Consider the following 26,379-nt stretch of genomic DNA (forward strand, 5'->3'; position numbering starts at 1 on the left):
ATGCGGTATCGACCCGCCACGCACGTGCTGAAGTGGGATGCACATCACATTCGCGTTTCGTTTAGCGATGTGAAGAATTCATTTCATAGGACAAATGTGTCCATATGGAACGAATGTGGACCCTCGACAGGCGATTTAAATGTAACTATTGTTGTTACATGAAATCCGCAAACCCGCTTTCCGATGCCCTGCATGTGATGACGCACCTCGTCGGCCATGCCGCGCCGCGCACCTCCGAGCAACTGGCATCGTGCCTGCCCACCCACCCGGTGGTGATCCGACGCCTGCTGGCGCAGCTGCACAAGGCCGGCCTGGTGCGCAGCACCCGCGGTCATGGGGGCGGCAGCCAGCTGGCCCGCGATGCCGCAACGATCACCCTGCATGACATCTATCTGGCCGTGGGCGCACCACCGCTGGTGCAGGTCGGCGCCCGCGATTCCGGCGGTGGCTGCCCGATCCAGCAGCTGGTCAACAGCGCCCTGCTCGAAGGCGCGCGCGAGGCGCAGCGGCTGCTTGAGCAGCGCCTGCAGGCGACCACGCTGGACCAGCTCGGCGCCGACTTCGCCCGCCATCTTGCCCATCACCGTTCCCTGGAAGGTCACCATGAATCCTGATGTGCTCATCGTCGGCGGCAGCTATGCCGGCATTGCCGCCGGCTTGATCCTGGCCCGTGCCCGTCGCCCGGTCACCATCATCGACGCCGGTTCACCGCGCAATCGTTTCGCCAGTCATTCGCACGGGGTGCTGGGGCTGGATGGCATCAGCGGCGCCGAGCTGCTGAAAACCGCGCGCCAGCAATTGCTGGACTACCCCACGGTGCGTTGGGTGCATGCCGAAGTGGAGCACGCCCGCACCACCGCCGAAGGCGTGGAAGTGCGTACCGCCGATGGCCAGGTGCTGGCCGCGCGCAAGCTGCTGCTGGCCAGCGGCATCGCCGACCAGCTGCCGGAACTGCCCGGACTGGCCGAGCGCTGGGGCAGCACCGTGCTGCACTGCCCCTACTGCCACGGCTATGAAGTCGGTGGTGGTGCCATCGGCCTGCTCGGTGGCCATCCGATGTCCGCCAGCAAGGCGCCGTTGTTCGCCGACTGGGGCAATGTCACGTTCTTCAGCATGGGCCTGGAGATCACCGATGAGGAACGCGCCGCCATGCAGCAGCGTGGCGTGCACATCGAGACGTCACCCGTGCTGGGCGTGCAGGGCGACCAGCTGACCTGGCTGGAAGTGGAGCTGGCCGACGGCCGCCGCATCGCACAGCGTGCGCTGTTCGTGCCGGCCACCCAGACGATGGCCACGCCGCTGGTGCAGCAGCTGGGATGCACATTGGTCGAGAGCCCGCTGGGCGTGCTGATCGAGGTCGATGCAATGAAGCAGACCTCGGTGCCGAACGTGTATGCCGCGGGCGATGCGACCACGGTAGGCAACATCACCTTGGCCACCGCCGAGGGCGTGCGTGCGGGGATCGGCGTGCATCATGCGCTGGTGGCCGAGGACAGCGTGCCGCGCTGATCGCTGCACAGGTAGCCGCCGACCTTGGTCGGCGCCGTTCCATCCACGCATGGCGTGGAAGAGCAGTCGAGCAAGCTCGACTCTACGGATCCCGGGCATCCATTCGCCCGTGCCCGTCGAGCAGGTGCCGGCCCTGGCCGGCACCCGTCCATCATCCCTTGACGCACAGCACCTGGCGCAGGGTGTGCACCACGTCCACCAGGTCGAGCTGCGCGGCCATCACGTCGTCGATCGACTTGTATGCGGCCGGTGACTCGTCCAGCACGCCGCTGTCCTTGCGGCATTCCACATGCGCGGTCGCTTCGCGGTGCTGGGCCAGCGTGATCTGCTGGCGCGCGGTTCCACGGCTCATCGCCCGGCCGGCACCGTGGCTGCAGCTGTGGAAGCTGTCCGCGTTGCCCTTGCCACGCACGATGTAGCTGCGCGTGCCCATGCTGCCGGGAATGATGCCCAGCTCACCCTCGCGCGCGCTGACCGCGCCCTTGCGCGTCACCAGCAACTCCTGGCCGTGATGCGTTTCCTTCTGCACGTAGTTGTGGTGGCAGTTCACCGCCATCGCTGCCAGCTGGAACTTCGGCAACCGGTGGCGCATCTCGGCCAGCACCCGCGACATCATCGCCTCGCGGTTCTGCCGGGCGTAGTCCTGCGCCCACGACACCGCTTCAACGTAGTCGTCGAACAGCGGCTCGCCTTCCATGAAGAACGCCAGGTCCTTGTCCGGCAGGTGGAAGCCGAGTACGCGCCGGGCCAGTTCCTCGCGCGCCCTCTCGATGAAGTAGGTGCCGATCAGGTTGCCGGTGCCGCGAGAACCGCTGTGCAGCATCACCCACACCGTGTCCGTCTCGTCCAGGCACAGTTCGATGAAGTGGTTGCCGCCGCCCAGCGTACCCAGCTGGCGGTCGAGCTTGTCGGTGCGGATCCTGCGGTGCCTGTCCTTGATCTTCTCCAGGCCGGCGGCCAGCCCGGATTGCACCAGCCGGGTGTGGATGCTGTCGGGCATGCGGTGGTGCTCGCCGCCACGGCCATTGCCGACCGGGATGCTGCGCTCGATGCTGTTGCGCAGCTGCCGCAGGTCATCGGGCAGGTCGTTGGCGCGCAGCGTGGTACGCACCGCGGCCATGCCGCAGCCGATGTCGACGCCGACCGCGGCCGGGATGATCGCACCGCGGGTCGGGATCACCGAGCCCACGGTCGCGCCCTTGCCCAGGTGCACGTCCGGCATCACGGCCACCCACGGCCCGACGAACGGGATCGCGGCGATGTTGCGCAGCTGCTCATGCGCCTGCGCCTCCAGCGGCACACCGCGGACCCAGCCCTTGATCGGCGTGGTGCCCTCGGCGTGCAGCCACTGATAGTTGTGTTGAGTGTCCATGTCTTCGTGTTTGTCCTTGATGGGCCGGCGGCGCGTCCCTGCGCCGCCGCGACCCCCTACCTGATCGTCACCAGCTGCTTCAGCACGCCATCCAGGCCGCCGAACACGGTGAGCTTGTCGATCTTCTCGGTGACCTTCTCCAGTGCCTCCAGCTCCTTCAAGCGCATCAGCACCGGGTTGTCCTCGATCAGCTTTGCGGTGTTGAGCTGCGAACGCGTGGCGTTGGCCTCCTCGCGACGACGGATCACGCTGGCCTGGGCCTGCTTCTCGGCCAGCACCACGCCGTTGAGGATCTCCTTCATCTCGCCCGGCAGGATCACGTCCTTGATGCCCACGCCGAGCAACCGCACGCCGTGGCCCTCGATCGCCGCCTGCACATGGGCGGCGATCTCGCCGTCCAGTGCCGCCTTGTCGCCCAGCAGCTCGTCCAGGCTGCGCGCGGCAATCGCCTGGCGCAGGCCGAACTGCAGCTGCCGGTAGACGAACTCATCGGCATTGTTGAGCGTACGGTGTGCACGCACCGGGTCGACGACCTGCACGGTCGCGGCCAGGTTCACCCGCAGGGTCACCTTGTCGCGGCTGAGCAGTTCCTGGCCGGACACGTCCAGCGAACGTGCACGCAGCTCCACACGCTCCACCGACACGTTGCCGTTGAAGTTCCAGAACGCGTGCAGGCCGGCGTCCAGCGTCTGCCGCAGCGTGCCATCGATGAACAGCAGGCCGACCGACTCGCTCGGCACGGTGCTGATCACCGCCACACGCGGCAGCACCCCCAACTGGCCCAGGCGCTGCTGCACGTCCGCCGGAATGCGCGGCTCGTCACCCAGCGCCATTACTTGCACCTGGGTATCGACCGAACCGCGCCAGTACAGACGGCGGCTGCCCGGCGGCAGTACCTCATCGATGCGGCTGTTGCGCAGCAACAGGCCGACCTCGCTGGCGCCGACGTTGGCCAGCACGAAGTGCGTGTCCAGCGTCGCGCCCAGCGCTTCGATCAGGCTGTCCTGGTCGCTGCCGGTATACGCCGCGCCCTTCGATGCGGCGTGGATGTCCACATGCGGGCGGCCGCCGAACGGCGACAGTCGGTGCACGCCCGGCAGCAGGATCTGCTGGAAACGACGGTTGCGATACACCAGGCCGCGCTCGCCGTCGCCGATCACGACCTTGATGGTCCAGAACATGGGAGTCTCTCCTTGTATGGCTCTGGTGGTTCGACCCGTTGCGGATGAATCGCCATGACCCGGGTCGATCAGGTCGTGGCGAGGCCGCCTGCACACCACGTGCAGGCAGCGGAAGAGGGCGGCCATCGGCGGACGGTCCGCGCGCGGAGCCTTCGGTGCACCGGCACTGCTGCCATCGTCGTTCCCGGCAGGCAGCACCGGTGCGGAACGTGGCTGGCAGTGGCGGCGGGCCGGGGCCCGGCGTGCGGTCCGTTGCCTTCCACGTTCCTGCCCGAAGGCGTTGTCCGTGGACGGCGACGATGGCCGCTGGGGCTTGCGCCCCGGGTGTTGCTTCAAGTCATGACGTGACAGGTCATGTGGTTTGGAGTGGGAATCGAACCCACGACAGACGGATTAGGGATCCGTTGCTCTGACCAAGCTGAGCTATCCAGTTGGGGACCGCGCGGAATCGAACCGCGTGCCGGCGAACCGGCGCCTGCTTCCAGCAGGCGATCCAGGCGATGGCATGTCCGCGACCTCCGGCATACGCCACGGCAACGCCGCGCGCACCAGCCCGTGGTGGAAACGGGACCGTTGGAAAATCGAGGGTGCAGGCCACCGACATTATCGCGAGCGATAATGTTTGGGTGCGATGCAGATAATGTCCAGGCGCCGCCGGTCGCGCGAAGTAAATCCTTCGGCGGGGCTGAAAAACCTGGGTCAGTGAGCGGCGGGTTGCCGCGCGGGGTGCAGTTCTGGCATCGCGGGTCCTTGTGCCGACGCAAACGAAAACGCCCCCGGGACTTGCGTTCCGAGGGCGTCGTCAGGCCTCGGAGATCGGGGTGGCCGATCTCCGCAGGGCGGGTATCAGGCCGTTGTCAGCTGGTCTTCCTTGCCGAACGCGCGCGCCAGCACGTCCATGCGCAGGCATGGCAGCAGTTTGGCGGTGGCGACGGAATGCGCGTTCAAGGGAAGTTTCCAGTGGTTGTTGAAACGAGGTGCGCACGATAAACCACGATTTACTCGTGCGCAACCATTTTGTTCAATTATTTTTTCTTTGCCGCGCAATGCCGGCCAGCGGCCGGCACTACAACTCAGGCTTCGGCGCTGGCGGCATCCAGCTGCGCGACATCCTGCACGCTCAGCGACACGTTGGCTGCGGCCAGCAGATCGTGCAGCTGCTCGACGCTGGTGGCGCTGACGATCGGTGCGGTGATCGACGGCCGCGCGATCTGCCACGCCAGTGCGATCTGTGCAGCGCTGGCGTTGTGCTTGCTGGCCACGTCATCCAGTGCCTGCAGGATGCGCAGGCCACGCGGATTCAGATAGCGCTTCACCACGTTCTCGCCACGCGCCGGGCTCTTGGCCGCATCGGCGGGCGTGCGGTATTTGCCGCTGAGGAAGCCGCTGGCCAGGGCGTAGTAGCCGATCACGCCGATCTGTTCGCGCTGCACCAGCGGTTCCAGTTCCTTTTCGTAGCCGGCGCGGTCGTACAGGTTGTACTCCGGCTGCAGGGTTTCGTAGCGCGGCAGCTTGTAGTCGGTGGACACCTTCAGCGCATCGGCCAGGCGCGTGGCGCTGTAGTTGGACGCACCGATCGCGCGCACCTTACCGGCTTCGATCAGGCGGCCGAACGCGGCCAGGGTCGCTTCCAGCGGCGTCGACTCGTCATCCTCGTGGGCCTGGTACAGATCGATCACGTCGGTCTGCAGGCGGCGCAGCGAATCCTCGACCGCGGCATTGATGTTGTCCGGGGTCAGGCCGGGGCGTTCGGCCCACTTGGCCACCTTGGTCGCCAGCACCACCTTGTCACGCTTGCCGCTGCGGGCAAACCACTTGCCGATCAGCGTTTCCGATTCGCCGCCGGCATTGCCCGGCACCCAGGCCGAATACACATCGGCGGTGTCGACCAGGTTGAAGCCGGCGTCGACGAAGGCATCGAGCAGGGCGAAGCTGGCCTTCTCATCGGCGCTCCAGCCGAACACGTTGCCACCGAAGGCGAGCGGACGTACATGCAGGCCGGAACGGCCCAGTTCGCGGGTTGCCGTCATGGGCACGGACTCCTTGGGGGAAGTGCTCCAGAATAAAACGCGTTGTGTGACCGTGCTGCGGCGGCGACCACAAAACAGTGTTCCGCGATGCGCACGCAGCTAACGTTTTGTGAACACCTGGCACGCCGCGGCTGCTAGTCTCGCCGCATCTTCCGCTGGAGTCGCCCTGATGATTGCTGCCTCTTCCCTGCGTGGTTGCCGCCTGCTGCTTGCTTCGGCCCTGCTTGCCGCTGTTCCCGCGTTCGCCGCACCGGCCACGGTGACGCCGGCGAAGATCCAGGTCTCACCGGCCATCGATGCGGCGGTGAAGGCGTCGACCCGTGATGCCAACAACGTCAAGCGCGATGGCTTCCGTCATCCGGGGCAGACGCTGTCGTTCTTCAAGGTGACGCCGGAAAAGACCGTCATCGAGATCACCCCCGGCAACGGCTGGTACTCGGAGATCCTGGCGCCGCTGTTGCACGACAAGGGCCACTACGTTGCTGCCTTGGTTGATCCGATGGCCGTGCCCGAAGGCCGCGGCCGTGACTATCAGCAGCGCAGCCGCGACAGCCTGGAAAAGAAGTATGCCGCTGCACCGGCACAGTTCGGCAAGACCGCCGTGGTCGCCTACGATCCGGCCAAGCCGGTGTTCGGCCCGGCCGGTTCAGCCGACGTGGTGCTGACCTTCCGCAACGTGCACAACTGGCGCAAGGCCGGCCAGGCGCAGGGCATGTTCCAGGGCTTCTTCAACGTGCTCAAGCCGGGTGGCGTGCTCGGCGTGGTCGAGCATCGCGCCAGGGCCGATGTGGCCGAGGACGATGACACCGGCTACGTCGGCCAGCAGCAGGTGATCGCGATGGCCGAGGCCGCCGGCTTCAAGCTGGATGCGCGCAGCGAGGTCAATGCCAACCCGCGTGACACCAAGGACCACCCGAACGGCGTGTGGACGCTGCCGCCGACCAACCAGCACGACAAGGCCGATGATGCGAAGTACCAGGCGATCGGCGAAAGCGACCGCATGACCCTGCGCTTCATCAAGCCGTAAGGCGGTAGCGCCGGGCTGGTGCATGTTGGCTCTGTAGCGCAGAGCCCATGCTCGGCTCATCGCGCGTGGCGCGGCGTATGGCTGGTCCCAAGACCGGCCGTGCGCCGGAATTCGATCGTATGCAAGGACATGGATAGTTGAAGAAGATCTTTTACATCGCTATCGCGGTGCTGGTGCTGGGGCGGTTGATCGATCTTGTGTTCTACGGTGGTCATGCCCACGACCTGATGGCGACGGTAGGGTTTGCCGTGCTGTTCGCGGGTGCCCTTCTGGAGGAACGTTCGCGCAAGGCCGACCCGCCGGCCGCAGGCCTGCGGCGCCGGGCCAATGTCATCGCCGCGTGCGGCATTGCACTGGTGCTGGGTTCGTTCCTGCTGGAATGGAAGGTTTTCGGCTGAGCCGGACCTGGCCGCGGTGGCAGGAAGAGCAGCCGAGCATGGGCTCGGCTCTACAACACCGGGGGCCTGTACTTCGCGGCATGGGAGAATGCCGTACCCACCGCCTGCCGTGCCCGCAATGCTGATCGCCTTCAACAAGCCCTTCAACGTGCTCTGCCAGTTCACCGACCGCAGCGTGCCGCCGCGGCCGACCCTGGCCGGGTTCGGCCTGCCGCCGCGCGTGTATGCCGCCGGTCGCCTGGACCATGACAGCGAAGGCCTGCTGCTGCTGACCGACAACGGTACGCTGGCGCACAAGCTGACCGACCCGAAGCACAAGGCCGACAAGACCTACTGGGTGCAGGTGGAAGGCACGCCCAGCGATGAGCAGCTGCAACAGCTGCGCGACGGCGTGGTGCTCAATGACGGGCCGACCCTGCCGGCGAAGATCGAGCGCGTCGATCCGGCGCCGTCGCTGTGGACACGCGATCCGCCGGTGCGCTTCCGCAAGACCGTGCCTGACAGCTGGTTGGCGATCACGATCCGGGAGGGCCGCAACCGGCAGGTGCGGCGGATGACCGCGGCGGTGAACCTGCCGACGCTGCGGCTGGTCCGCGTGTCGATGGGGCCTTACCGGCTGGACGACCTGCAGCCGGGGCAGTGGCGGCAGATCGGTTGATGCAGAAAGGGCCGGATACCTTGCGGTGTCCGGCCCTCAGGTAGTGCCTTGGGGTCAGCGCGCTTCCTGTGGAAAGGATCCGACCCCGGCAGGCTCAGGCGTCGCTGCCGATATCGCTGTGCTCGTCCACCATGGTGTCGTTGCGGCGGTCACGTGCGTTGATGCGCTGCGCCTGCCCATTCACCACGTGGCCATTGGCGGCCTTCTTCTTCTGCTGCTTGCGGTACAGCGCATAGCCAAGCAGGCCGACGCCAACGGCTGCGGCGGCAATGGTTACCGCCGGGTTGCGCCGGGCGAACTTGGTCGCCACCTTGCCACCGGTCTTGACAGCGCCCAGCGCCGCACCGGTCTTGATCCAGTCACTGGCCTGCGGCCCGAGGTGGCGCAGGCTGCCACCGGCACTCTTCAGGCCGTCGCCGGCGGTGTGGGCCAGGTCCAGGGCGCGCTCCAGAGCGCGGTCGGTGATTACGGTCAGCTTGCTCATGCGGGGGTCCTTTGCCTCGGGTCGAAGTCCAGTGTCGCGTGTTGCCCGTAAACGGTATGTCAGTCGAGGCAGCACGTGGCGTGACTTTAGCGCAGCCATTCAGGATCAGGCAGGGTCCGCAGCCGGCCCCACTGGTCAGGTCCCGCGCGGCTTGGCCCGATGGGTGGCCGTCGCCGTCCACGGGTCATCAGGCCACGGATGGCGCGGGTAGCGGCCCTTCATTTCCTTTTTCACCTCGGCGTAGGTGCTTTCCCAGAAATTGCGAAGATCCTGGGTGACCTGCAGCGGACGGCCACCGGGCGAGAGCAGGTGCAGGGTCAACGGTACGCGGCCATCGGCGATGCGTGGGGTGTCGGCCAGGCCGAACAGTTCCTGCAGCTTCACCGCCAGCACCGGCGGCAGCGGTTGGCCGTTCTCGCTGTCCAACGCATAGGTGATCGGCCGCTCCAGCCCGGAAGGCACGGTGATGCGGGTCGGCGCATGACGATCAACCAGTTGCCGTTGTGACCACTCCAAGGGCGACTTCAGCGCCTCGCCGAAACTGGCCTCGTCCAGCGCATCCAGACGGCTCTTTCCGGCGAACGCGGGCTGAAGCCACTGCGCGCGGTTGGCCAGCAGGGCGGCGTCGCTGCAATCGGGCAGTTCCAGCTCCGGCATCCAGCGCCGCAGCGATTCCACCCGTGCCTGCCATTGGCGCAGGCCTTCGGTCCACGGCAGCGCCTGCAGGCCGAGCTCGGCCACCGCGTCGGTCAGCGCCTGCGCAGCCTGCTGCGGATCGACACGGCCGGCCGAGCGGCTGTCCAGCACGATGCGGTCGAAACGGGTCTCGCGCAGTGCCACCAGGGCGCGACGCTCGCTGTCCCAGCGCACCACATCTTCGGTCACGAAGCGCTCCGGCCACGCCTTGCGCAGCTGGCCCTCGTCCACCGGTGCGGCACGCAGCAGCAGCGCGTCGCGCGCCTCGAAGCGCAGTTCGCTGGCCACCAGCCACGGCTCGCCACGCAGGTCGCTCAGTTCGTGCAGGCGTGCACTGCGACCATTGGCCAGCAGGTAGCGCAGCGGATCGCTGGGGTGCTGGACGGCAATGCGGTCGGGGAAGGCATGCGCGAGCAGGTCACCCAGTTCGTGCGCCTCGATGCTGGTGGGCGGGGTGGCCTCGCAGCGCAGGCGTCGGCGCCACTGCTTGGCGGCCGCATCGATGGCGGCCAGCCCGCTGCGGTTGGCATCGCCCGGCGCACGGCCATTGCGGAACGCCGCCAGCGCCCGCCAGCGTGCCGCCAACGCGTCACCGCCCTGGCGCAGCGGATCGCGTGCCTCCAGCAGCGCGGCCAGGTCAGCGGCCAGGGCTTGCGCACGTGCATCGGGCGCCGCCAGCAGCATCGCCGCCATCCGCGGATGCGTACCCAGCGCCAGCACGCGGCGGCCAAGCGCGGTGATCGCGCCGCTGCTGGACAGGGCGCCGAGCCGCTGCAGCAGTTCGCGGGCGGCACCCATCGGGCCGGCCGGTGGCGGATCGAGGAAACGCAGGTCGCTGCTGCCCCAGGCGGCCAGTTCCAGCGCCAGTCCGGCCAGTTCCACCTGGTCGATCTCGGCGCGCCGCTGCGGTTCCAGCCGCTGCGATTGCGGCCACAGCCGCCAGGCCACGCCCTCGGCCACGCGCCCAGCGCGGCCGGCACGCTGGTCGGCCGAGGCCTGGGCGATGGCCACCACGTCCAGCCGGGTGAAGCCGCTGTTGGGGTCGTAGCGCGGCTCGCGCGCCTGGCCACTGTCGATCACCACGCGCACGCCAGGCAGGGTCACCGACGATTCGGCCACGTTGGTGGCCAGCACCACGCGCCGGCAGCCATCACTGGCCGCCTGCAGGACCCGCGCCTGCTGCTCCACCGGCAGTTCGCCGTGCAGGGCCAGTACTTCGACGCCGACATCCAGCGATTCCTGCAGGCCGGCCTGCACCCGCGCGATCTCGCGCTGGCCGGGCAGGAACACCAGCAGGTCACCGGGGTGTTCTGCCAGCGCCTGCTGCACCGCGCGGCGCACCTGCAGTTCCAGCGCCTCATCGCGGCGCGCCGGGAAATGGCTGACCGTCACCGGGTAGCTGCGGCCTTCGCTGCTCAGCCGCGGCGCATCGAGGAAGCGTGCCAGCCGCTCGCCATCCAGCGTTGCCGACATCACCACCAGGCGCAGGTCGTCGCGCAGCTGCGCCTGCACGTCCAGCGCCAGTGCCAGGCCAAGGTCACCACTGAGGTGGCGTTCGTGGAATTCGTCGAACAGGATCGCACCGACCTGTTCCAGCATCGGGTCGTCCTGCAGCATGCGGGTCAGGATGCCTTCGGTGACGACCTCGATGCGGGTGCGTGCCGAGACCTTGTTCTCGAAGCGGATGCGGTAGCCGACCGTGCCGCCCACCTCTTCGCCCAGCTGCCGCGCCATGAACAGCGCCGCGCTGCGTGCGGCCACCCGCCGCGGTTCCAGCAGGATGATCTTCCGGCCCTGCAGCCACGGTGCGTCGAGCAGCGCCAGCGGCACCTGGGTGGTCTTGCCGGCGCCCGGCGGGGCTTCCAGCACCAGCCGCGACTGTGCGGCCAGGTGCTGCTGGATCTGTGGCAGTAGTGGGGAGATCGGGAAGAGCGGGGCGTTCATGTGCAAAGGATAAGGGGCCACGGCGGGCGCAGGTACAATGCGCGGGCACTTTTCCCCCGCGATGACCATGCACCTGATCGATATCGGCGCCAACCTGACCCACGACTCCTTCGACCGCGACCGCGATGCCGTGCTGGAGCGCGCGCGCCAGGCCGGCGTGGTGCAGATGGTCATCACCGGTGCCAGCCGCGAGCACTCGCCACTGGCTCTGCAGCTGGCGCAGCAACACCCGGGCTTCCTGTACGCGACCGCCGGCGTACACCCCCATCATGCGGTGGAATACACCGAGGAATGCGAGGCCGAGATGCGCGCGCTGCATGCCCACCCGGAAGTGGTGGCGGTGGGCGAGTGCGGGCTGGACTACTTCCGTGATTTCTCGCCGCGCCCGGCCCAGCACCGCGCGTTCGAACGCCAGCTGCAGCTCGCCGCAGACAATGGCAAGCCGCTGTTCCTGCACCAGCGCGACGCGCATGCCGATTTCATGGCACAGATGAAGAACTTCGAAGGTCGCATCGGCCCGGCAGTGGTGCATTGCTTCACCGGTGAGCGTGACGAGCTGTTCGACTACCTGGACCAGGACTGGTACATCGGCATCACCGGTTGGCTGTGCGACGAACGCCGTGGCGCGCACCTGCGCGAGCTGGTGAAGAACATTCCGGCCAACCGCCTGATGATCGAGACCGACGCACCGTACCTGCTGCCGCGCACGCTGAAGCCGATGCCGAAGGACCGCCGCAACGAACCGATGTTCCTCTCGCACATCGTGGAAGAACTGGCGCGTGACCGTGGCGAGGACGTGGCGGTGACCGCCGCGAATGCAACTGCCGCGACGCGTGCGTTCTTCCGCCTGCCGGACGCGGGTTGATTCCCTTCGTCGCGTCGAACGCGGCGACCGTGTGTCGTAGAGTCGAGCTTGCTCGACGGCCGTGCAGAAGCAGTCGAGCAAGCTCGACTCTACAAGCGGGTCAGAGTGCTTCCAGCAGCCCGCGCAGCCCTTCCCGATACGTCGGGAAGCTCGGCTCCCAGCCCAGCGCCTCGCGCGTACCGGTGCTGTCGATGCGCTTGCTGCTCTCGTAGAAGCGCCGCAGCGTCGGGCTCAGTGCCGGGTCGTCCCAGGCTACGGCCGGCGGCATCGCAAACCCGCCCAACTGCGCGGCGAAGGCCAGTACCTCCTGCGGCGGTGCCGGCTCGTCGTCGGCCGGCAGATACAGCCCATCCACGCACGGCCGCTGCATCGATGCGATAACGACCGATGCCAGGTCATCCACGTGCAGTCGGTTGAATACCAGTCCAGGACGCACCACGTGGCGCGCACGTCCCTGCGCCAGCTGCAGCAGCGCATTGCGCCCCGGTCCGTACAGTCCGGGCAGGCGGAATACCGCCGAGGCGATACCGCGCTGCTCCGCCAGCGCACGCCACTGGTCCTCGGCGCGTCTGCGTTGCATGCCGGTCGCTTCAGTGGCATCGGCCACGCTGGTTTCGTTGATCCAGCCGCCGGCCCGATCGGCATAGACCGACGTGGATGACAGATAGCCCAGCCAGCGAAGTGCCGGACTTTCCTGCAGTGCCGGCAGCAGCAGACGCAGTGCCGGGTCACCCTCGGCATCGGGTGGAACGCTGCACAGTACGGCCTCGGCCTGCGCGATCTCATCGAGCAGGGCGTGGGAAGGTGGCGTGTCAGCTCGCAGCTGATGGCGCGGCAGCCCATCGTGCGGTGCCGACGCTGGGTCGCGCATCGTGCCGACCACGTGTACGCCCAACGCCCGCAGATGTGTGGCCAGCACACACCCGCTCCAGCCCATACCGAGGATCAACACCCGCGCGGGCAGGGCGTTGGCCTGCGTCATATCGCTCACGCGCCGCGCAGTGCCTGGTAGGCCTGCAGGCTGCTGTAGGCGACCTGCAGCAGCAGGGCTTCCTGGTCGGCCTTGCGCGCACGCGCCAGCATGTCGCCTACGATCTGCGCGGCTTCCACCTGCTGGCCGGCTTCCAGATCGCGCAGCATCGAAGCCTTCAGTGCCGAGCCGGCCTGGGTCAGGGTGCCGCGTGCGGTGTCCTGCGCGGCATCAGGAATCGGTTCACCGGCAGCCTCGGCCACGGCCAGGCACTCGTCGTACAGGCCACGCACGAGCGCCTCGCCATCATCGGTGGCGACGATGGTGCCGATATCCGCGCGCAGCAGGCAGGTCGCGGCGGCCAGCGCGGTCAGGAAGGTGTACTTGATCCACTGTTCCTGGCCAATGTGCTCGCTGGCCAGGTGATCGAGGTTGGCCTGCGCGCAGGCGGCGGCGAAGGCACGCACGCGTTCGGAGATGGCACCGCCGTCGCGCTCGCCGAAGGTGAGCTTGGCCGGCTTGCCCAAGTGCAGCACGGCGCCGTCGGGGGCCTTGGTGGCACTGATGAAGCACAGGCCGCCGAGCACGGCGTCGCGACCGAAGCGCAGGTCGAGCGCGTTGTAGTGATGCAGGCCGTTGAGGATCGGCAGCACGGTGGTGTTCGCGCCCACGGCCGGAGCGATGGCGTCGATCGAGCTGTCGAGGTCGTAGGCCTTGCAGCTGAGGATGACCAGATCGAACGGCTTCTGTGCGGCAAGCGCGGGCAGGGCGTCGGCGGTGACGTGCTGCACCGGGAAGCTGGCGTCGCCGAGCGGGCTGCGGATGACCAGGCCATCGCGGTCCAGCTGGGCGCCGCGTGCGGGGCGGACGAGGAAGGTCACGTCCACGCCAGCCTGAGCCAGGCGACCGCCGAAGTAACCGCCAGTACCGCCGGCGCCGAGGATCAGGATGCGCATTGCACGTTCACCGTTTTCTGGGGAATCAGGAGTGCGATTGTGCCGGAGATTGCGGCCAACGGCGGAGCCCCTCGTGGTGGTTCGCGCAGTTGGTTTCATGAGCTGGGCCGTGTGCGCTGGGTTCGCGGGGGACGCCGTGAACCCGCCATGGGGGCTTAGCCGCGCCATCCATGGCGCGGATACCCCCGCGAACCCAGCACACACGACCCCTGACAGTTTCCGGGTGCGGCCACCACGGAAGACAGATCAGGAGCGAAAGCGGGTCGCTCGCTGCGCTCGCTCGTGTGGAGCGGTGCTCAGGGCAGTTGTTCGCTGAAGTCTTCGGTGTAGCCCAATAGCAGCGTGGTGCGGTTGGCCAGCGTTGCAGCCAGTTGTGACCACGTGTCGTGCGTTCCGGCCGCGTAGACGCGCTGCAGGTCCGCGACCAACGCGCTCGCCTCTGCAGGCGACGGTGCGCGGTCGCGCTGGAAACCGAGCCACGACGCACCGAGTCCGAACAGGCGGTAGTCATGGCGCTCCTGCAGATGCCGGATCAGGGCGTGGTTCTGGAAGAGGTCCCAGTCCGCGCTGAAGTAGCCGTTGGGCAGGGCGGCAATCAGCAGATCGTCACTGGCTACGGGTACCTGCTGCACGCAGACCACGTCATCGATGATGAGATCCGGCTTCGCATTGGCGGCGACCAGCGCCTCGATGTCCTCGTCGCTGCACATCAACGTGCCCGCCAGCGCTGTCCACTGCAGCCGATGCGTGGAATGCTCGAGCTGCGCGACGACGTGCGCCAGCAACCGCTCGCGTGCCGCCAACGCATCTTCCGGCGTCGCTGGGTCTTCGTCCTCGTACAGCGCGATGCGTTCGTCATCGGACGCGTGCATGCTGGTGTAGCGGCACTGGCCGACATCGTCGAGCGTGCACAGATAACGATGAAGGGGATCAGCCGTCTGCAGCGAGGCCAGGCAACCCAGCACCTCATCCAGCGTAGGCGAATCGCTCAGCAGGACATGGCTGAAGGCATCGATCGGGCCATCCGACACGGCCTTGTCCAACGCAATGGAAGTGATCTTCATCGCCACAGCCTAGCCGTAATCCGAAACGAAAAGAGCCAAGCATCGGCTTGGCTCTACAGGGAACGCTTCATCCACGCATGGCTTGGATCTACCGTGTCGACCAAGGTCGGCACCCACCAACAGCAACCGGAAACTGTCAGGGGCGGGGCGGTGTGGGGGTGCAGGACCGTTGGCGCCATGGATGGCGCCATCGAGCCCCCACGGACGGGTTTACGGCGTGTCCTGCACCCCCACACCGCCCCGCCCAACTCGTGATGCTCCCGCCTTGGCTGTTGCTGTTGCCGGCCATCGGCCGGCACTACCACTGCGGGTGCAGGGCCGCAGGCCCTGCAGGCAACCCTCAGCTGCGCATGCCCACGCCACGGCGCAGCAGCCACAGCGCCAGCGCCGTCAGCACCACCACGAATCCGATCATCAACCCGTAGGCCACCGGCAGCGGCACATCGCTGCTGCCCAGCAGGCCATAGCGGAATGCATTGACCATGTAGAAGATCGGGTTCGCGTGCGTGGCGGCCTCGGCCCAGCCCGGCAGCAGCTTCACCGAATAGAACACGCCACCCAGGTAGGTCAGCGGGGTCAGGATGAAGGTCGGCACGATCGCCACGTCATCGAACTTCTTCGCGTACACCGCGTTGATGAAACCGGCCAGCGAGAAGATCGTCGCACCCAGGATCACCGTGGTCAGCATCACCAGCGGGTGCGGGATGCGCACCGGGGTGAAGAACATCGCGATGATCAGCACGATCACGCCCACCATCAGCCCGCGCAGCACCGCACCGGCCACGTAGCCCCACAGGATCACCCAGTTCGGCATCGGGCTGACCAGTAGCTCTTCCACGTGGCGGCCGAACTTGGCGCCGAAGAACGAGGAGCTGATGTTGCCGTAACTGTTCTGGATCACGCTCATCATCACCAGGCCCGGCACGATGAACTGCATGTAGGTGTAGCCGCCCATGTCACCCACGCGCGACCCGATCAGGTTGCCGAAAATCAGGAAGTACAGGGTCATGGTGATCGCCGGCGGCACCAGGGTCTGGCCCCAGATGCGCATGATGCGGGCGACTTCGCGGCGCACGATGGTCATCAGTGCGACGCGGTTGCGCTGGCCGTCGGTCAGCTCGGTGGTGCTCATGCAGGCTTCTCCAGGTTGCCGGTGAGGCGCACGAACAGCTCCTCCAGGCGGTTGCTCTTGGTACGCATCGAACGCACGCGGATACCGGACTCGTTGAGCGTGGCAAACACGCGGTTGAGGTCCATTGCGCGCGGCATGTCGATGTCCAGCGTGTGCGGGTCCGGTGCGGTCAGCGTCGCGCCCTCGATCACCGGCAGCTGCGCCGGCAGGTCACCGTCGATGTCCAGCAGGAAGCCTTCCACGTCCAGCTTGGCCAGCAGGGTGCGCATCGGCCCCTGCTCGACGATCTGGCCATGGTTGATGATCGCCAGGTGGCGGCACAGGTACTCGGCTTCCTCCAGATAGTGCGTGGTGAGGATGATCGTGGTGCCGGCGGCGTTGATCTCCTTCAGCACGCGCCACATGTCGCGGCGGATCTCGATGTCCACGCCGGCGGTCGGCTCGTCCAGGATCAGCAGGCGCGGGCGGGTCATCATCGCGCGGGCGATCATCAGCCGGCGCTTCATGCCGCCGGACAGCGTACGGCTCATCACCTGCGCCTTTTCCCACAGGTGGGCCCGCTTCAGTTCCTCTTCGGCGCGCTGCTCGGCTTCCTCGCGCGGCACGCCGTAGAAGCCGGCGTAGTTCACCAGGATGTCGAAGGGCTTTTCGAACAGGTTGAAGTTGATTTCCTGCGGCACCAGCCCGATCAGGCGCATGGTGGCGCTGCGGTTGCGCACCAGGTCGCTGCCGAACACCTCCACCTTGCCCCCGCTGAGGTTGACCAGGGAGCTGATGATGCCGATCAGGGTGGACTTGCCGGCACCGTTGGGGCCGAGCAGGGCGAAGAAGTCGCCCGGGGCCACTTCCAGGGAAACCCCCTTCAGGGCCTGGGTGCCGTTGTCATAGGTCTTGCGCAGGTCGCGCACGCGCAGGGCGGGCGCCGTATCGTTCTGGGATGCCAAGCTCGAAGCCTTCGCGCCCATGGGCTGGCGCTGGAGAGGGGCGGGGAGGGGCTATTATAGAAGACCCCGAGGGCTTGCCCCGGCTACACACTGTCCCGAAAAGTCGTGCCTGTTCAATTCCCCCTCAAGCTGGTCGGCTGCCGCATGCTGGCCCCGACCGTCGGCCACTACCAGTTCGTGCGTGACGATGGACAGCCGCTGGATTTCCAGCCCGGCCAGTTCATCCAGGTCCATTTCAGCTACGCCGACGGCACCGAAACCAAGCGCAGCTACTCGCTGGCGACCATCCACGACCACGCGCTGGGCCCGGGCGAGGCGGTGGATATCGCGGTCAGCTTCGTGCCCGGCGGTGCTGCCACGGCCCTGTTCGAGGCGCTGGAGCAGGGCGGCCAGATCAGTGCGTCGGGCCCCTATGGCCGGTTCTGCCTGAATCCCGGTGATCACAATGCCCGTTACCTGCTAATCGCCACCGGTACCGGTGTTACCCCGTATCGCTCGATGCTGCCGCTGCTGGAAAAGGCCATGGCCGAACGTGGTGTGCAGATCGTGCTGCTGCAGGGCGCGCGCAGCCCGGGCGAGCTGCTGTACAGCGAAGATTTCTACAGCTTCGCCGAAAAACACCCGAACTTCCGCTATGTTCCATGCCTGTCGCGCGAACTGCCGGCTGATCCGCACCCGGACGTGCAGCACGGCTACGTCCAGCAGGCGCTGGCCGGCTTCACCCCGGATCCGGCCACCGACATCGCCTACCTGTGCGGCAACCCGGACATGGTCGATGCCTGTGCCGAACTGCTGAAGGGCGCGGGGCTGGGCAACCCGCAGATCCGCCGCGAGAAGTACGTCAGCAGCAAGTAAGCCTGCGTAGTGCCGGCCGCCGGCCGGCAGCCTCATGAACCGGAGGCGGCATCACGCCGCCCCCGGTGGCCTGCTCAGTACGCGATCCAGGCATCACGCCAGGCAAAGCCCGTGCCTGGACGATAGGCATCGGCGTTGATGTTGCACCACGCACCTTCCGGGAACGGCCGGCAGGCGTAGAGCTTGCCGTCGGTGCCCTTGACCACGGTTTCGCCCGGCTTGTAGCTGCCGATACCGGCCGGATACACGAAGTCGTAGTCGTCACCCGGCGGCGGATCGACCGGATCCGGCAGGCGGGTATCGATCTGGAACAGGTTGCCCGGCTTCAGGTAGACGCGGTTCTCGGTGGCCGAGGCGACCGGCGTGATCACGCCGTTCTTCATCACGCCCACGCGCGCCTGCTGTGCACTGGCGTTGACCTTGCGGCCCAACGCCAGCGGCCATTGGTTCGCAGCGGTCTGGTTCGCAGCCAGGGTGACTTCGGGGCGCTCCAGATCGTTGCCCTGGGCGTTGAACACGCGCAGCGTCAGAGTGGTGCCTTCTTCCAACGCACCCCGGGCGGTGACCGGGCCGGCGTCCTGCCACTGCGGCGGCGGCTCGACGCCACCACCGCCTTCGAAGCGTACGTCCACGCAGGTGTAGAACGCTTCCTTCGAATCGGAGCGTTGCCAGGTGTTGTAGATCACGTGCTGGCCGCTGCGCTTGGGCAGTGGGCAGTCCAGCTTGTAGACATCACCGGAAAGCGGCACGTTGCCCAGCGTGCAGAACTCCTGCAGGTCGGCCCAGCGCAGCGGGCTGCCCGGCTGCCAGCCTTCACGGGTGACGTAGAACTTCCAATCCCGGGTGGCGTGCGGCGCTGGCGCCTTGAACTCGAAGGTGTAACGCCCGCGCGAATCGGCGCGGATCGGCGAGGTCGGCCAGTCACTGCGGTTCAGATCCAGGCCGCGATACTTGCTGTTGCCGCCGCTGCACAACTCGCCATCCGGCACGACGGCCTGGTGGTTGCCATTTGCCTCGGCCTGGTTGATCCCGGCCCAGTCATAGAACGGTTGCGCACCACCGATGGCCTTGGCGGCAGCGCAGGCCGGGTTGGTCGGATTTTCGGGATTGCCCTGGTAACAGGAATAGACGCGGCTGGAGGGTTTGGACATGGTGCCGTGGGCCAAAGCGCTGCCAGAGGTGGCAATGCCTGCGATCACGGATAGCGCGATGACAGTCCGATGTGACCGATGCATGGAGATCTCCTGTGGGTGGTGAAACCCCGCGGATTCTCGGCATCCTGCTCGCGCGCATCCATCGGATTAGTTTGAAAAGAGCATCGCGTGGTTTCGTATGGGACCGGCTTCACACTCACGCGCTGGCGCGTCTCACGTTATGCAGGGAACGGCGCTCTGCCACCGTTCCCCGTACGCGATCTCAGTACGCTGCCTCAGTACGCGATCCACGCATCGCGCCAAGCCGAACCCACGCCCGGCCGGTAGGCTTCGGCATTGACGTTGCACCATGCACCTTCCGGGAATGGGCGGCAGGCGTACAGCTTGCCGTCGCTGCCCTTCACCACGGTCTGGCCCGGCACGTAACTGCCGATGCCCGCCGGGTACACGTGGTCGAAATCACCGCCCGGCGATGGCGTCCCCGGGTCCGGCACCTTGGTGTCGAGCTGGAAGCGGTTGCCGTCCTTCACGTACACGCGGTTGGCGGTGGCCGAGGCCGTCGGTGTGATCACGCCATTGCTGAGCACGCCCACGCGTGCGTGCCGGGCGCTGGCATTGACCTTGCGGGCCAGCGCCAACGGCCACTGCGCGGCCGCAGTCTGGCCACTGGCCAGGGTCGCTTCCACGCGTTCGACATCATTGCCGTTGGCGTTGAACACGCGCAACGCCAGGGTGGTGCCTACCGGCAGCTCGCCGCGCGCGGTGACCGGGCCGGCATCCTGCCACTGCGCTGCGGGCGGGGTGCTGCCGCCGCTTCCTTCAAAGCGCACGTCCATGCAGGTGTAGAACGCTTCGGTCGAATCCGAGCGCTGCCAGGTGTTGTAGATCACATGCTGGCCGCTGCGCTGCGGCAGCGTGCACTGCAGCTTGTAGGTGCCATCGGCCGACAGCGGCGTGTTGCCCAGCGTGCAGAACTCCTGCAGATCGGCCCAACGCAGCGGGCTGCCCGGTTGCCAGCCGTCGCGGGTGACGAAGAAGCGCCAGTCACGCGTGGCGTGCGGCGCGGTCGCCTTGAACACGAAGGTGAACTTGCCGTTGGCGTCTGGCTGGATCGGCGTGGTCTGCCAGTCACTGCGGTTTACATCCAGCCCGCGGAAGGTCGGGTTGTTGCCGCTGCACAGCTTGCCGTCGGGCACTACGGCCTGGTGGTTGCCGTTGGCATTGGCCTGGTTGATGCCATTCCAGTCGTAGAACGCCTGCGAACCGCCCACCGCTTTCGCGGCGGCGCAGGCCGGGTTGGTCGGGTTCTCCGGATTGCCCTGGAAACAGGCATAGACGCGGCTGACCGGCGTGGTCATGGTGCCGTGGGCGAATGCGTTGCCGGCCAGGCACAGGCCCGCAGCGGCGAACGAGGTGGCCAGCAACAGCGGTGTGGATCGGAATGACATGGCGCTTCCTTGTGGTCGTCGAAAGAGAGCGGTGACCGCAGGAGCTGCGCTGCGCGGCGGACTTTCGGCGGCACCATGGCGAGTATCGAGTCGCGATGCAGGGTGCGGAACCACCGAAGCGCCGATCCGTGACTGGGGGTGTGAAGCCCTTCCCGCAGGCTTCACGCGGGACTGAACGGATGGGTTGGCGGTCACGTCTTCGGCGTGGCATCGATCACGTCGTGGAGATCCTGCTACGTCGCCGCCATACCCACTCGATCTACCTGGCACGAGAAGCAGCCGTGGGCCGCGTTGTGCAGCTGCACGAAGGCCACGGCAGGGTCGGCAAACAGCGCGTCCAGCCGGGCGGCGACCTGTCCACGCTGCTGGCAGCGGCGGATGCGGCGCTGTACCGGGCCAAGGCCGCAGGCCGCGACCGCCTGGCCTGCGCCACGCCGGCGGAGATTTCGCGTCTGCCCATCGCCGACGACGCCGTGCCCGTGTAAGTTGAGTCACATCTTCCGCGGCAGCCCGTCGTGGTTGCCAGGAACGTCCTCCAGGGGAAACGAGCACGATGCAAAGACACCACCTCGCGTTGGCCGCAGCGTTGGCCAGCCTGATGCTTGCCGGTTGCAGCCAGTCACCGTCACCCGGCGCCGAAAGCGCCAGCGATGCACCCAGCCGCCGTTTCGGCACGATCGACTTCCAGCCCTGCACGCTATCCACCGAAGGCGCCAGCGCCAACGTGGAAGCGCAGTGCGCCACCCTGCAGGTGCCGGAGGACCGGGCCCAGCCCGATGGCCGACGCATTGGCCTGCGCATTGCCTGGCTGGAATCGGGCAGCAGCGGCTCCAGCCAGCCCGACCCGGTGTTCTTCCTGGCCGGTGGCCCCGGCCAGGCGGCCAGCGAAGTGGCGGTCATCGTCGATACCGCGCTGCGCCAGGTGCGCAAGCAGCGCGACATCTTCCTTGTCGACCAGCGAGGTACCGGCGGCTCCAACCCGCTCAGCTGCCTTGGCGCGGATGGCAAGGAACTGGCCATGGACGAGGATGCCGCACCCACTGAAGCGTCGCTGCGCGACTATGCCGAGCGCTGCGCGGCCTCGCTGCAGGGGCGCGCCGATGCGCGCTTCTACACCACCACCGAGGCGATTGCTGATCTGGATGCCGTGCGCCAAGCGCTGGGCGTCGAGCGCATCAACCTGGTCGGCGGCTCCTACGGTACCCGCGTGGCCCAGCGCTATGCCGGTGCCTATCCGCAGCACACCCGCAGCATCGTCATCGATGGCGTAGTGCCCAATGAACTGGTGGTGGGCGGCGACTTCGCCACGACGTTCGAGGATGCGATTGCCCTGCAGTCGGCGCAGTGCCGCAAGGATGCCGCCTGCAGCAAACGCTTCCCGACCGACACCCGCGCGCAGCTGCGCAGCGTGGTCGAGACCCTGCGCCGTGCGCCGGTCTCGGTGGAGTATCGCGACCCCGGCACCAACCAGACCCGGCAGGAGGTGCTGAGTCCGGACAGCGTGATCGGCCTGGCGTTCGCCTTCTCCTATGTGCCGCAGTACTCCTCGCTGCTGCCGCTGGTGCTCGATGAAGCCGCGCATGGCCGCTATGCACCACTGGCGTCGCTGGCACGCGGTGCGAACCGCAGCATGGATTTCCAGATCAACCGAGGCATGCAGTGGTCGGTGATCTGCAGCGAGGATGCGCCGCGTTACAAGGCGCCTGCCGAGGACCCGGAGCGACTGTTCGGCAACGACGTGGCCAGTGCATTTTTCGCGGCCTGCCCGGTATGGCCGCACCAGCCGGCGCCAGCCGCCAATGCCGCGCCGCTTCGCAGTGACGTACCGGCGCTGCTGCTGTCCGGTGAACTCGACCCGGTGACACCCCCGCGCTATGCCGAGCAGGTCCTCAAGGGCCTCCCCAATGGCCGCGCGCTGGTCGCCCGCGGCCAGGGCCACGGCACGCTGAGTGCCGGCTGCATGCCGCGCCTGCTCGGCCAGTTCATCGACAAGACCGACGCCAAGGCGCTGGATGCCGGCTGCCTGGACACGCTGAGCTACGTGCCGGCGTTCACCTCGTTCAACGGATGGGAACCATGATCGTCGCCGACAACCTGCACAAGGCCTTCGACACCCGCACCGGCCGCATCCAGGCGGTCTCCAATGTCGGCTTCCGCGCCGAGGATGGCCGTATCACCGGCCTGCTGGGCCCCAATGGTGCCGGCAAGACCACCACCATGCGCATGCTGTACACGCTGATGACCCCGGACCAGGGCAGCATCAGCGTCGATGGTGTCGATGCCGCACGCAATCCGGTGGAAGTACGCCGCCACCTTGGCGTGCTGCCCGATGCGCGCGGCGTTTACAAGCGCCTGACCGCGCGCGAGAACATCGCCTACTTCGGCGAGCTGCATGGCCTGTCGGCCGAGCGCATCCGCGAGCGCATCGAGGTGCTGTCGCATGCCCTGGACATGGGTGACATCCTCGACCGCCAGACCGATGGCTTCTCGCAGGGCCAGCGCACCAAGACCGCGATCGCCCGCGCGCTGGTGCACGACCCGCGCAACGTCATTCTCGATGAGCCGACCAACGGCCTGGACGTGATGACCACGCGCGCGCTGCGCCGTTTCCTGCTGGGCCTGCGCGAAGAGGGCCGCTGCGTGATCCTGTCCAGCCACATCATGCAGGAGGTCGCCGCGCTGTGCGATCACATCGTGATCATCGCCAAGGGCACGGTGATGGCCGCTGGCAGCGCTGATGAACTGCGTGCGCAAGCCGGCGAATCCAACCTGGAAGACGCGTTCGTGAAACTGATCGGCAGCGAAGAGGGCCTGCACGCATGAGCATGATGTCGACCCTGATGACGGTGATGCGCAAGGAACTGCGCGACCTTTCCCGTGATCGCCGCACGCTGCTGCTGACCCTGCTGTTCGGGCCGTTGCTGTACCCGGTGCTGCTGCTGGGCATGGGCAAGCTGGCCGAGAGCCGGGTACGCACCCAGATCGAGCAACCGCTGCAGATTCCCACCATCGGTGCGGACAACGCCCCCAATCTGGTGCGTTTCCTCGCCGCGCAGGGGCTGAACACCGCACCTGCACCGAAGGACCTGGCCGAGGCCATCCGCAGCCAGGAGATCGACGTGGCGCTGCGCATCAGCGATGACTTCGGCAAGGACTGGGCCGATGGCAAGCCGGCGCTGGTGGAGGTGATCAAGGACAGTACCCGCCGCGCCGCAGAAGTGCCCAGCGCACGCCTGGAGGCGGCACTGGCCACCTACAACGGCCAGGTCGGTGCGCTGCGTCTGATGGCACGTGGGATCGATGCTCAGGTGGCGCGGCCGCTGGACGTGGCGCGCCAGGACCTGGCCAGTGCCGAGGCCAAGCGCGGCATGATCCTGTCGATGCTGCTGCCGGTACTGCTCACGCTGACCTCGTTCATCGGCGGTGCCTACCTGGTGATGGACGCCACCGCCGGCGAGCGTGAGCGGCAGTCACTGGAACCGCTGCTGGCCACGCCGGGCTCGCGCAGCGCCATTGTCAGCGGCAAGATCGCCGCCGCCTGCGTGGTCGGGTTCGTATCGCTGCTGCTGACCCTGGTGGCGTTCAAGGTGAGCGCACAGATCGCGCCCGGCAACATCGGCCGCCAGTTCAACATGAACGTCGGTTCGATGCTGCAGATGCTGCTGGTGATGTTGCCGATGCTGATGATCGGCACCTCGCTGCTTACCTTCCTGTCGGCCGCGGCCAAGAGCATGAAGGAAGCGCAGAGCCACATGACCTGGCTGATGCTGTTGCCGATGATGCCCGGCTACGCGCTGGTGGCCTATCCGCTGAAGAGCGAGCTGTGGCAGTACGCCGTGCCGTTCCTGTCGCAGAACCAGATGCTGTTGAAGGTGATCCGCCACGAGACCATCACGCCGTCGGTCTGGGCCATCTATCTCAGCGCCAGCCTCGGCCTGGCCGCCGTGCTGTGGTTCGCCGCCGTGCGCCGCTACCACAACGAGCGCCTGGCGATCTCCGGCTGACCGCCGCTGGTAGCGCCGGACCGTACACGGCGGATATGAAACGAGGCCCGGTCAGTCCGGGCCCCGTTGCTTTCAGGATCGCGTTGCCTGCCAAGTGGCGAAGCGCTGGGTGATCACCGGTGCCAGTCGGTCGAAGTTCTCCCAGGTATCGGCGACGTGGTACAGCGAAGGGACCTCGGCCCCCAGCTGTTCCTCATAGTCTTCCAGATACTGGCCATTCTCGAGGTCGTAGTACACAGCAGTGAACGTGTTGGCTTCATCACTGATCAGGTCATCGACGAATTTTCCGTCGCTGCATTGAAGCAGGAACAGGCCCGGCGTCGTACTACGCTCCCGCAGCGCCTGCAGGTCTTCTTCGGTGTCGTCGGCGAGCTCTTCGCTTGCCATGCCCTGTAACAGCAGCCATGCGAGGTACATGCCGATGTGAGTGGCACCGGCCTCAGCCGGAAGATCCGAAGGGAAGTCACCCCCGGAATGCCAGCTGGCGTCGTCGTACTTCATCTGTTCTCCTCCTGATTCCAGAAAATAGCTTAGGTCGCGAGGGTAGACAGCGGGAGCGTCGAATACGTCAGCCTTTTCCATACCGCGCAGGTGTCACGCCCATCTCGCGCTTGAACACGGCGATGAAGGCACTGGGCGTGTCGTAGCCCATCGACAGTGCGACGCTGATCACCGGCTCGCCGGACAGCAGGCGTGGCAGCGATAGCAGCACGCGCAGGCGTTGCCGCCACTGGCTCAAGGTCATGCCGGTCTCGGCCAGCCAATGGCGGGCAAGGCTGCGGCCGGAAAGCCCGCTGCTTGCGGCCCACTCCTCGATGCTGCAGCCGTCTTCAGGTGCGCGCGCCAGTGCGGCGGCGACCTTCTGCAGTCGCCGGTCACGCGGTTGTGGCAGGGCAAGCGGCAGGGGCATGCTGGCGGCAATCTCATCGGCGATCACACCGGCCAGTCGTGCCTGCGCAGCATCCAGTGGCCGATGGGGCCATTGCAGCGCACGTGTTGTCGCCGCCTGCAGCAGTGCATTGGGCTGGAAAATGCGCGGTGTGGTGGGCAGACCCAGGCAGGCCTCGGCGTTGAAGTACAGGCTCCAGCCATCGAACCCGTCTGCGCTCAACAGCGCGTGGGGTAGCAAGGGTGGTATCCAGGCGACGTGACCTGCGGGCAGCAGCCAGTGCAGGTCGTCGGCGGCGATCCGCAGCAGCCCCTGGTGCGCACCCAGCAGCTGCCCGCGGGCATGCCGGTGGCGGGCCGTGCGGCGCACACCGCGCTGGCGCAGCCGGGCCGCCAGCACCACCGGTCCGTCGGTGGCATTGGCCAGCGCCGGGCCAATCAATGCGGTGGTTGTCTGATCTGCCATATCGATTGGCAGTTATACGGCAGAAACGTCGCGGCCGGGCCCCGACACTGGAGCCCACTTCAACCGAGCGCTTCCCCATGCAGCCACAGGACATTCTTCCCGACCACCAGAACGACGTGCAGGTGAACGGCATCACCGTGCGCAAGGGCAGCGTGGGTGCTTTCCTGGCCAGCGTCCGCGACTGGCAGGATCCGTCCAGCGATCCCGCCACACGCGCCACTGCCGAAGCCGACCTGCGTGCGTTGCTGCCCGGCCTGCATGCGCTGGGCCTGTTCCAGGTGCTGGCCGCGAGCGATCCGGCGTTGCAGCGCCTTATTGATGGCGTGGCCTGAAA

General features: G+C 67.0%; 25 protein-coding genes, 1 tRNA gene and 1 pseudogene. 11 read left to right on the forward strand and 16 right to left on the reverse strand.

All coding sequences use genetic code 11. From position 1 onward, the window contains the following. Nucleotides 1-158 precede the first annotated feature (158 nt). Nucleotides 159-614, forward strand: a complete 456-nt coding sequence (locus V3B46_RS07450) for an Rrf2 family transcriptional regulator (protein ID WP_329891546.1) — start codon at nt 159-161, stop codon at nt 612-614. Next, complete coding sequence (locus V3B46_RS07455) at nt 604-1,509, forward strand: NAD(P)/FAD-dependent oxidoreductase (protein WP_329891547.1); 906 nt, start codon at nt 604-606, stop codon at nt 1,507-1,509. Before V3B46_RS07450 ends, V3B46_RS07455 begins: the two co-directional genes overlap by 11 nt. A 151-nt stretch (nt 1,510-1,660) precedes the next feature. On the opposite strand, the gene V3B46_RS07460 is transcribed toward V3B46_RS07455, so the two are convergent. The 4 genes from V3B46_RS07460 to V3B46_RS07475 form a co-directional block, all read right to left on the reverse strand. Continuing rightward, on the reverse strand, nt 1,661-2,881 hold the full coding sequence (locus V3B46_RS07460) for an RtcB family protein (protein ID WP_329891548.1): 1,221 nt from the start codon (nt 2,879-2,881) through the stop codon (nt 1,661-1,663). A gap of 56 nt (nt 2,882-2,937) precedes the next feature. Further along, a complete protein-coding gene (locus V3B46_RS07465; protein ID WP_329891549.1) occupies nt 2,938-4,062 on the reverse strand; it encodes a slipin family protein in 1,125 nt (374 codons plus the stop codon). A 357-nt stretch (nt 4,063-4,419) separates the two neighbouring features. Next, nucleotides 4,420-4,493 (reverse strand) — tRNA-Arg (locus tag V3B46_RS07470). Nucleotides 4,494-5,135: 642 nt separating this feature from the next. Then, on the reverse strand, nt 5,136-6,092 hold the full coding sequence (locus V3B46_RS07475; protein WP_012481579.1) for an aldo/keto reductase: 957 nt from the start codon (nt 6,090-6,092) through the stop codon (nt 5,136-5,138). A 169-nt stretch (nt 6,093-6,261) separates the two neighbouring features. Between V3B46_RS07475 and V3B46_RS07480 the strand changes: the two genes are divergently transcribed. The 3 genes from V3B46_RS07480 to V3B46_RS07490 all read left to right on the forward strand — a co-directional run bounded on the left by V3B46_RS07480 (nt 6,262) and on the right by V3B46_RS07490 (nt 8,175). Then, nucleotides 6,262-7,119 (forward strand): class I SAM-dependent methyltransferase, encoded by an 858-nt coding sequence (locus V3B46_RS07480; protein ID WP_329891550.1) that lies wholly within the window; start codon nt 6,262-6,264, stop codon nt 7,117-7,119. 137 nt (nt 7,120-7,256) lie between these two features. Beyond that, on the forward strand, nt 7,257-7,517 hold the full coding sequence (locus tag V3B46_RS07485; protein WP_329891551.1) for a hypothetical protein: 261 nt from the start codon (nt 7,257-7,259) through the stop codon (nt 7,515-7,517). A gap of 118 nt (nt 7,518-7,635) precedes the next feature. After that, nucleotides 7,636-8,175: a pseudouridine synthase gene (locus V3B46_RS07490; protein WP_329891707.1), complete on the forward strand. Its 540-nt coding sequence runs from the start codon at nt 7,636-7,638 to the stop codon at nt 8,173-8,175. 94 nt (nt 8,176-8,269) lie between these two features. Here V3B46_RS07490 and V3B46_RS07495 read toward each other — a convergent pair whose 3' ends face one another. Both V3B46_RS07495 and hrpB read right to left on the reverse strand, forming a co-directional pair. Next, nucleotides 8,270-8,659 (reverse strand): hypothetical protein, encoded by a 390-nt coding sequence (locus V3B46_RS07495; protein WP_329891552.1) that lies wholly within the window; start codon nt 8,657-8,659, stop codon nt 8,270-8,272. Between the two features lie 135 nt (nt 8,660-8,794). Continuing rightward, nucleotides 8,795-11,299, reverse strand: coding sequence for an ATP-dependent helicase HrpB (gene hrpB, locus V3B46_RS07500; protein WP_329891553.1), 2,505 nt, complete (start codon nt 11,297-11,299; stop codon nt 8,795-8,797). A gap of 67 nt (nt 11,300-11,366) precedes the next feature. Between hrpB and V3B46_RS07505 the strand changes: the two genes are divergently transcribed. After that, nucleotides 11,367-12,164, forward strand: coding sequence for a TatD family hydrolase (locus tag V3B46_RS07505; protein ID WP_329891554.1), 798 nt, complete (start codon nt 11,367-11,369; stop codon nt 12,162-12,164). Nucleotides 12,165-12,264: 100 nt separating this feature from the next. Here V3B46_RS07505 and V3B46_RS07510 read toward each other — a convergent pair whose 3' ends face one another. The 5 genes from V3B46_RS07510 to V3B46_RS07530 all read right to left on the reverse strand — a co-directional run bounded on the left by V3B46_RS07510 (nt 12,265) and on the right by V3B46_RS07530 (nt 17,251). Further along, complete coding sequence (locus V3B46_RS07510) at nt 12,265-13,146, reverse strand: Rossmann-fold NAD(P)-binding domain-containing protein (RefSeq protein WP_329891708.1); 882 nt, start codon at nt 13,144-13,146, stop codon at nt 12,265-12,267. Nucleotides 13,147-13,151: 5 nt separating this feature from the next. Continuing rightward, nucleotides 13,152-14,090, reverse strand: coding sequence for a 2-dehydropantoate 2-reductase (panE, locus tag V3B46_RS07515; RefSeq protein WP_329891555.1), 939 nt, complete (start codon nt 14,088-14,090; stop codon nt 13,152-13,154). A 296-nt stretch (nt 14,091-14,386) separates the two neighbouring features. After that, nucleotides 14,387-15,154, reverse strand: a complete 768-nt coding sequence (locus V3B46_RS07520) for a hypothetical protein (RefSeq protein WP_329891556.1) — start codon at nt 15,152-15,154, stop codon at nt 14,387-14,389. 340 nt (nt 15,155-15,494) lie between these two features. Then, the gene (locus tag V3B46_RS07525) at nt 15,495-16,286 is read right to left on the reverse strand and encodes an ABC transporter permease (protein ID WP_010482250.1); all 792 of its coding nucleotides are present in this window, start codon (nt 16,284-16,286) and stop codon (nt 15,495-15,497) included. Then, nucleotides 16,283-17,251 (reverse strand): ABC transporter ATP-binding protein, encoded by a 969-nt coding sequence (locus V3B46_RS07530; RefSeq protein WP_164171314.1) that lies wholly within the window; start codon nt 17,249-17,251, stop codon nt 16,283-16,285. The genes V3B46_RS07525 and V3B46_RS07530 overlap by 4 nt, the downstream gene beginning before the upstream one ends. An 84-nt stretch (nt 17,252-17,335) precedes the next feature. Here V3B46_RS07530 and V3B46_RS07535 point away from each other — a divergent pair, with 84 nt between their 5' ends. Beyond that, nucleotides 17,336-18,085: a ferredoxin--NADP reductase gene (locus tag V3B46_RS07535; RefSeq protein WP_080356485.1), complete on the forward strand. Its 750-nt coding sequence runs from the start codon at nt 17,336-17,338 to the stop codon at nt 18,083-18,085. Between the two features lie 74 nt (nt 18,086-18,159). Here V3B46_RS07535 and V3B46_RS07540 read toward each other — a convergent pair whose 3' ends face one another. From V3B46_RS07540 to V3B46_RS07550, 3 genes and pseudogenes are all read right to left on the reverse strand, one after another. Further along, nucleotides 18,160-19,320 carry a lytic polysaccharide monooxygenase gene (locus V3B46_RS07540; RefSeq protein ID WP_154264767.1) on the reverse strand — a complete coding sequence of 387 codons (1,161 nt, stop codon included), beginning with the start codon at nt 19,318-19,320 and terminating at the stop codon, nt 18,160-18,162. Nucleotides 19,321-19,514: 194 nt separating this feature from the next. Continuing rightward, complete coding sequence (locus V3B46_RS07545) at nt 19,515-20,687, reverse strand: lytic polysaccharide monooxygenase (RefSeq protein WP_154264766.1); 1,173 nt, start codon at nt 20,685-20,687, stop codon at nt 19,515-19,517. 233 nt (nt 20,688-20,920) lie between these two features. Beyond that, nucleotides 20,921-21,040 (reverse strand): annotated as a pseudogene (locus tag V3B46_RS07550) (DUF1203 domain-containing protein); the annotation flags it as partial. 200 nt (nt 21,041-21,240) lie between these two features. Between V3B46_RS07550 and V3B46_RS07555 the strand changes: the two are divergent. Genes V3B46_RS07555 through V3B46_RS07565 form a run of 3 tightly spaced genes read left to right on the forward strand, consistent with a single transcriptional unit; the run spans nt 21,241 to nt 24,691 of the window. Beyond that, nucleotides 21,241-22,767, forward strand: coding sequence for an alpha/beta hydrolase (locus V3B46_RS07555; RefSeq protein WP_329891557.1), 1,527 nt, complete (start codon nt 21,241-21,243; stop codon nt 22,765-22,767). Beyond that, on the forward strand, nt 22,764-23,510 hold the full coding sequence (locus V3B46_RS07560; protein ID WP_012512433.1) for an ABC transporter ATP-binding protein: 747 nt from the start codon (nt 22,764-22,766) through the stop codon (nt 23,508-23,510). Before V3B46_RS07555 ends, V3B46_RS07560 begins: the two co-directional genes overlap by 4 nt. Beyond that, nucleotides 23,507-24,691, forward strand: a complete 1,185-nt coding sequence (locus V3B46_RS07565; protein ID WP_329891558.1) for an ABC transporter permease — start codon at nt 23,507-23,509, stop codon at nt 24,689-24,691. The genes V3B46_RS07560 and V3B46_RS07565 overlap by 4 nt, the downstream gene beginning before the upstream one ends. 72 nt (nt 24,692-24,763) lie before the next feature. Here the strand turns inward: V3B46_RS07565 and V3B46_RS07570 are convergent, their stop codons facing one another. Together V3B46_RS07570 and V3B46_RS07575 are read right to left on the reverse strand one after the other, a co-directional pair. Next, nucleotides 24,764-25,192, reverse strand: coding sequence for a DUF7832 domain-containing protein (locus tag V3B46_RS07570; RefSeq protein WP_154264762.1), 429 nt, complete (start codon nt 25,190-25,192; stop codon nt 24,764-24,766). 67 nt (nt 25,193-25,259) lie between these two features. Beyond that, nucleotides 25,260-26,045 (reverse strand): helix-turn-helix domain-containing protein, encoded by a 786-nt coding sequence (locus V3B46_RS07575; protein WP_329891559.1) that lies wholly within the window; start codon nt 26,043-26,045, stop codon nt 25,260-25,262. Between the two features lie 77 nt (nt 26,046-26,122). On the opposite strand from V3B46_RS07575, the gene V3B46_RS07580 reads away from it, so the two are divergent. After that, a complete protein-coding gene (locus tag V3B46_RS07580; protein ID WP_329891560.1) occupies nt 26,123-26,377 on the forward strand; it encodes a hypothetical protein in 255 nt (84 codons plus the stop codon). Nucleotides 26,378-26,379 lie beyond the last annotated feature (2 nt).

This window comes from Stenotrophomonas sp. SMYL11 (assembly GCF_036320005.1).
In the GTDB taxonomy this organism is placed as follows: domain Bacteria; phylum Pseudomonadota; class Gammaproteobacteria; order Xanthomonadales; family Xanthomonadaceae; genus Stenotrophomonas; species Stenotrophomonas maltophilia_A.

Excerpts from the sequence above, each read along its gene's own strand:
- V3B46_RS07560 (WP_012512433.1), top strand. The coding sequence starts at position 22,764 with ATGATCGTCGCCGACAACCTGCACAAGGCCTTCGACACCCGCACCGGC.
- V3B46_RS07480 (WP_329891550.1), top strand. The coding sequence starts at position 6,262 with ATGATTGCTGCCTCTTCCCTGCGTGGTTGCCGCCTGCTGCTTGCTTCG.
- V3B46_RS07455 (WP_329891547.1), top strand. The coding sequence starts at position 604 with ATGAATCCTGATGTGCTCATCGTCGGCGGCAGCTATGCCGGCATTGCC.
- V3B46_RS07495 (WP_329891552.1), bottom strand. The coding sequence starts at position 8,659 with ATGAGCAAGCTGACCGTAATCACCGACCGCGCTCTGGAGCGCGCCCTG.
- V3B46_RS07530 (WP_164171314.1), bottom strand. The coding sequence starts at position 17,251 with ATGGGCGCGAAGGCTTCGAGCTTGGCATCCCAGAACGATACGGCGCCC.
- V3B46_RS07450 (WP_329891546.1), top strand. The coding sequence starts at position 159 with ATGAAATCCGCAAACCCGCTTTCCGATGCCCTGCATGTGATGACGCAC.
- hrpB (WP_329891553.1), bottom strand. The coding sequence starts at position 11,299 with ATGAACGCCCCGCTCTTCCCGATCTCCCCACTACTGCCACAGATCCAG.
- panE (WP_329891555.1), bottom strand. The coding sequence starts at position 14,090 with ATGCGCATCCTGATCCTCGGCGCCGGCGGTACTGGCGGTTACTTCGGC.
- V3B46_RS07575 (WP_329891559.1), bottom strand. The coding sequence starts at position 26,045 with ATGGCAGATCAGACAACCACCGCATTGATTGGCCCGGCGCTGGCCAAT.
- V3B46_RS07580 (WP_329891560.1), top strand. The coding sequence starts at position 26,123 with ATGCAGCCACAGGACATTCTTCCCGACCACCAGAACGACGTGCAGGTG.
- V3B46_RS07490 (WP_329891707.1), top strand. The coding sequence starts at position 7,636 with ATGCTGATCGCCTTCAACAAGCCCTTCAACGTGCTCTGCCAGTTCACC.
- V3B46_RS07505 (WP_329891554.1), top strand. The coding sequence starts at position 11,367 with ATGCACCTGATCGATATCGGCGCCAACCTGACCCACGACTCCTTCGAC.
- V3B46_RS07570 (WP_154264762.1), bottom strand. The coding sequence starts at position 25,192 with ATGAAGTACGACGACGCCAGCTGGCATTCCGGGGGTGACTTCCCTTCG.
- V3B46_RS07525 (WP_010482250.1), bottom strand. The coding sequence starts at position 16,286 with ATGAGCACCACCGAGCTGACCGACGGCCAGCGCAACCGCGTCGCACTG.
- V3B46_RS07555 (WP_329891557.1), top strand. The coding sequence starts at position 21,241 with ATGCAAAGACACCACCTCGCGTTGGCCGCAGCGTTGGCCAGCCTGATG.
- V3B46_RS07545 (WP_154264766.1), bottom strand. The coding sequence starts at position 20,687 with ATGTCATTCCGATCCACACCGCTGTTGCTGGCCACCTCGTTCGCCGCT.
- V3B46_RS07465 (WP_329891549.1), bottom strand. The coding sequence starts at position 4,062 with ATGTTCTGGACCATCAAGGTCGTGATCGGCGACGGCGAGCGCGGCCTG.
- V3B46_RS07520 (WP_329891556.1), bottom strand. The coding sequence starts at position 15,154 with ATGAAGATCACTTCCATTGCGTTGGACAAGGCCGTGTCGGATGGCCCG.
- V3B46_RS07460 (WP_329891548.1), bottom strand. The coding sequence starts at position 2,881 with ATGGACACTCAACACAACTATCAGTGGCTGCACGCCGAGGGCACCACG.
- V3B46_RS07565 (WP_329891558.1), top strand. The coding sequence starts at position 23,507 with ATGAGCATGATGTCGACCCTGATGACGGTGATGCGCAAGGAACTGCGC.
- V3B46_RS07540 (WP_154264767.1), bottom strand. The coding sequence starts at position 19,320 with ATGCATCGGTCACATCGGACTGTCATCGCGCTATCCGTGATCGCAGGC.
- V3B46_RS07510 (WP_329891708.1), bottom strand. The coding sequence starts at position 13,146 with ATGACGCAGGCCAACGCCCTGCCCGCGCGGGTGTTGATCCTCGGTATG.
- V3B46_RS07475 (WP_012481579.1), bottom strand. The coding sequence starts at position 6,092 with ATGACGGCAACCCGCGAACTGGGCCGTTCCGGCCTGCATGTACGTCCG.